5 protein-coding genes and 1 pseudogene are annotated in these 4,160 nt (G+C 46.2%); 2 read left to right on the top strand and 4 right to left on the bottom strand.

What is annotated here, in order from left to right; genetic code table 11:
- On the bottom strand, positions 1–405 hold a 405-nt coding region (locus B3D59_RS10160; RefSeq protein ID WP_286819527.1), incomplete at its 3' end, for an ABC transporter substrate-binding protein.
- A 248-nt stretch (positions 406–653) separates the two neighbouring features.
- Between B3D59_RS10160 and B3D59_RS10155 the strand changes: the two genes are divergently transcribed.
- Positions 654–1,838 (top strand): D-alanyl-D-alanine carboxypeptidase family protein, encoded by a 1,185-nt coding sequence (locus B3D59_RS10155; RefSeq protein ID WP_286819526.1) that lies wholly within the window; start codon positions 654–656, stop codon positions 1,836–1,838.
- Between the two features lie 103 nt (positions 1,839–1,941).
- The gene (locus B3D59_RS10150; protein WP_286819525.1) at positions 1,942–2,103 is read left to right on the top strand and encodes a hypothetical protein; all 162 of its coding nucleotides are present in this window, start codon (positions 1,942–1,944) and stop codon (positions 2,101–2,103) included.
- 436 nt (positions 2,104–2,539) lie between these two features.
- On the opposite strand, the gene cas6 is transcribed toward B3D59_RS10150, so the two are convergent.
- The 3 genes and pseudogenes from cas6 to B3D59_RS10135 all read right to left on the bottom strand — a co-directional run.
- Positions 2,540–3,394, bottom strand: a complete 855-nt coding sequence (gene cas6 / locus B3D59_RS10145; RefSeq protein ID WP_286819523.1) for a CRISPR system precrRNA processing endoribonuclease RAMP protein Cas6 — start codon at positions 3,392–3,394, stop codon at positions 2,540–2,542.
- 185 nt (positions 3,395–3,579) lie between these two features.
- Entirely contained in the window at positions 3,580–3,867 is a 288-nt protein-coding gene (cas2, locus tag B3D59_RS10140) for a CRISPR-associated endonuclease Cas2 (protein ID WP_286819517.1), read from the bottom strand.
- Between the two features lie 20 nt (positions 3,868–3,887).
- Positions 3,888–4,160: pseudogene (locus B3D59_RS10135) on the bottom strand (hypothetical protein); the annotation flags it as partial.

Raw genomic sequence — 4,160 nt, 5'->3', positions numbered from 1 at the left:
GTTGGTGGACCAGGGGCTGATCATGACGGTTTTGTATTTGTTTGCCACTTCACCGGCCGGCACAGCCTGTTTGGAAGCCTGGGGGCCGACAATGGCCAAAACGTCATCCTGGCTGATCATTTTGGTGTTGGCTTTTACTGCGGACTCGGCTTTGGATTCATTGTCTTCAACAACCAGTTCAACCTTGTACTTCTGCCCGCCGACTTCGAGTCCGCCGGCCTTTTCAATGTCTGACAGCCACATTTCAGCAGCATATTTTGTGCCTTCACCAACCTTTGGAATATCGCCGGTCAGGGGCGCATTGATGCCGATTTTAATAACGGTCTCTCTTTTGCAGAACGCAGATGAAGAAAAAACCATGGTCATTGCAATGACAGCCGCCAGACAACAAGTAATTTTTTTCAATGTTTCCTCCTATGTTTAAATTTATAACAATAAAATTAATGTATAAGAAAATAGAAAAGCGAAGTAAAGCAGAATTTATATGAGAGTTCCAGTAAGTTATTAAATTACTTTGATGTTTTATTGTGGGTTGAGCCTGACGGAAATTTTATTTGACACTGCGGTTCAGCTCTTCTATAAGAAAATCTTCAGGGACATCAAATTTTCTGAGACGGTTTTTCAATTCAATTGAATATAAAGGACATTAAATCGTGAAAAAATGGTTGCTGTGCGTATTGATCCTCCTGATGATGGCACCTGCGGTTCAGGGCAAAGATACCAAAAAATCAAAAAACACATCCAAAGCTGTGCAGAAAAAAGCTGAAAACGCCTCTGCAGCCCAGGAAAAAGAAACTCCTTTCCAGGCGTTGATTGTTATGGAAGCCGGCACCGGACAGGTGCTCGAAGAGGTGAACCCTCATCTGAAACACCCCCTGGCCAGCGTGACCAAACTCATGACCGCCGCCATCGTCATGGAAAAGCTTGAATCCGGGGCCGCCCAGTTGAATGAGACAATCACGGTATCCGGTGCGGCCTCAAAAATGGGCGGCAGCCAGGTCTATCTCAAAGAGGGCGAAGTCTTTACCCTGGAAGAGTTGATGAAGGCCATCATGGTGGCCTCGGGAAATGATGCCGCCTATGCAGTGGCGGAACATCTTGCGGGAACAACGGACGCCTTTGTGGAAGAAATGAACAAGAAGGCGAAACGCCTGGGCATGAACGATTCCGAATTCCACACCGTACACGGCCTGCCCCCGTCTTCGGAGGATCAGGCAGATGTCAGCTCCTGCCATGACCTGATGATTCTGGCCCGTGATCTGCTCAAATATCCAAAGCTGCTGGAATGGACAGCCCTCCAGACCGAGCCTTTCCGGGGCGGCGCATTCATCATGCGCAACCACAACAAGATCATCGGCAAGCTTCCGGGTACGGACGGATTCAAAACCGGGTATTATGCCAAGGCCGGGTTCAACATTGTTGCAACCGCAAAAAAAGACGGTCTCAGGCTTATTGTAGCAGTTCTCGGAAGCCCCCTGGCCAAAATCAGGGATGCCGTGGCCATTGAGCGGTTTAAGAAATATATGGCCCAATACCAGATGGCAGTCCTATCCAAGAAGGATGAGGCTTTCGGGGAGGCGCTTCAGGTCCCTGACGGCATGGTCACGACAGTCCAGGCCGTGGCAGCAGCTGATTTTTCCTATCCGTTACCCAGAGAGAAAAAAACGGCAGTGAAAAATGAAATCCGCCTGCCCAAGGAGATCAGCGGCGGCATAGAACAGGGCCAGACACTGGGTGAAGTGGAATTTTTCCTGGATAACCAGTCCATTGGCAAGGTAAACCTGATCTCTCCGGTTACGATCCAAAAAGCCGGATTTTTCAAACGCCTGTTCAGGTGAGTCAACTACCCCTCCTGAATCACAGATTCAGAAGGGGCTTGTAAAAGCCCAAGTTGTCTAGCCTAAGTCTTAACTGACTACGTTCGGCAGGATGTAGACACCTTTGGATCTATTCGCGAAAACCAGGGACACCGTACATAAGGCCCTGATAAAACATACCCAGATCGTGTTTCAGGATCCTGTCCAAACGTTGAGCCCGTTCAGGACCCTGGGCCAGTCCATTGAAGAACCCCTGGCAGCCCGGGGTATCGACCTGGAAACATGAAACCGCAAACAAGAGACAAGAGGATGAACTGTTCATGCCCATTACCGACATGTTTCTGGCCTTTCCTGAAATGATGGCAGCCATTTCCCTGGCCGGCATCATGGGGCCGGGGAACCTGAAACTGATCTTTGTCATCAGCTGCATCTCCTGAACAAGAGATGCACGTCTCTCCAGAAGCAAGGAAAAGATTATCTGTTCACCGCCCCCCATCTCTCCATTTTCCCGGGACTTTGCATTATGGCTTCGATTCTTGGGTTTAACCTCGTAGGGCGCCGGTTTGAAGAGATAAAGACACACTCTTTTTCATTTTTCAAAAACATCATGAAATAATCGTACAGCTATCAGTCAGTTCTGAGAGAGGGATTGAACGGACATTATGCCATTCCTGACATCATTAAAGTGAAGAACATTTCCGGGATTGGATGACGATTGAATCCTATTGAGTGATCTCAATTTCTCCATATCCGTAGGTGGCAAATTTTCCCAGATGCATGATGGCGGCAAACTCCATGAGTTGCATCGTGTATGGGTGAAGATTGGTAAGGCAGATCGTTCCGGTGAAGCCGTCACAATGTTTCCATTTTCCACTTTTGGGATGAACTCGTAACACGTTGATCGACTTCAGATTATTTGTCACCAAGCGGGTAGTATCATCGACATATAGTTTGATGGTTTCAAGAGGATGGCCAACGGAAGAATCCGAAGCGTCCGCAGCAAACTGCGCCATCAAAGCCATGTAGCGTGTTTTCAACGACTGGACAAAAATCTCCAGTGAAAACAGTTCCGGCAGTATCAATTTTTTTTTCCCTTTGATACCGGTTCTGGGATCTGAAATTTTTCGCTCCATCCGGCAGGGAGAGATAAATCGAATGGTGGCATTGGGCGACGCAACCGTTTGCAATGAATTAAATACAAAATGTGTCAGCCGGGGAGGCGTTATTTTATTCGTGTGGGAAGAGAAGAGGGAAAGAGGTTGCCCCCCGGAATTGATCTGTTCTATTTTAATCAAGTTCAATCGACCGTGGGGAGCATTGATCTGTCGGACATCAATCTTTCCATAAGTGTGATTGATGCGATTTTGCAGTAGATACTGAAAATTATCGAGTCTCATTTTATCCCATTCGGAGAGGCTGTACGCAATATAGGGAAAAAAGGTGTTGGCCTTTTCTCCCACCAACACCATATCGAAGAAAAGGGTATCTCCTTTTTTGTAGAACGATGCGACCTCCGGACATGAGATGAGATAGGGTTGAACCGTATCCTCGCCTGTCGATGTCTGATGTCTGGTCAAATAAGGGAAAATGCAGTGATGGTTTAACAGACAATGCTCACATGTCAGACATCTATCATGACAGCAAACATTGCGAAGTCCGGTAATCAATAGGCTCCGAAGCGTGGATCCGGGAAATTCCGTCAATGTGGTGTCGGTTAACACCCTGAAGTAGCATCGAATTTTAGTATGCGGTAACATATTGGTCACACCACGATCAGTTTTTGTTCAAAGCTTCGAAAAGCGGTCATGCCGCACCGTTCACTTTGGCTTCGGCAGTTGAGACAAAGGGGATAGTAAAGGACACTGTCCGACTTCGGATTGATCAGCGCTTCAATTTTTTTCTTCAAAGGAGACAACGCCTTACGCGGGATTTCACATTCAAATACGGAAAAATTGACACGGACACCCCACTCTTCCAGCAATTCAGAGATTTTCTTCCTTTTTTTATCACTTTTCACATCATAGGCAACAACATAAAATATTTTTTTCATGTACGTCTCTTTGGTGATGGTCAGTAGTACCCTATAAATTTGCCGTGTTTGAAAAAGATCCCCATGAACGTGACACGGTTCTCAATTTTGAAAATATATCGATTTTCAATGTTAAAGGTGAGATTCAGTCTATTTTTCAAAAAATGTTTGACGGTTTCAAATTCATTTTCAATCTGGTTTTTTTCCTTTGAAAAGAAAATGATGTTATCGGCATAGCGAACGTAGTCTCCCCCTTGTTCCACAATGAATTGATCCAGATCATGCAGGTAAATATCTCCCCATTCGCTCATTTT

The organism is Desulfobacter sp. UBA2225 (genome assembly GCF_002348205.1).
Classification (GTDB): domain Bacteria; phylum Desulfobacterota; class Desulfobacteria; order Desulfobacterales; family Desulfobacteraceae; genus Desulfobacter; species Desulfobacter postgatei.
The sequence above is the reverse complement of the archived record's forward strand: the minus strand, read 5'-3'. Positions and strand labels throughout refer to the sequence as shown.

Excerpts from the sequence above, each read along its gene's own strand:
- cas2 (WP_286819517.1), bottom strand. The coding sequence starts at position 3,867 with ATGAAAAAAATATTTTATGTTGTTGCCTATGATGTGAAAAGTGATAAA.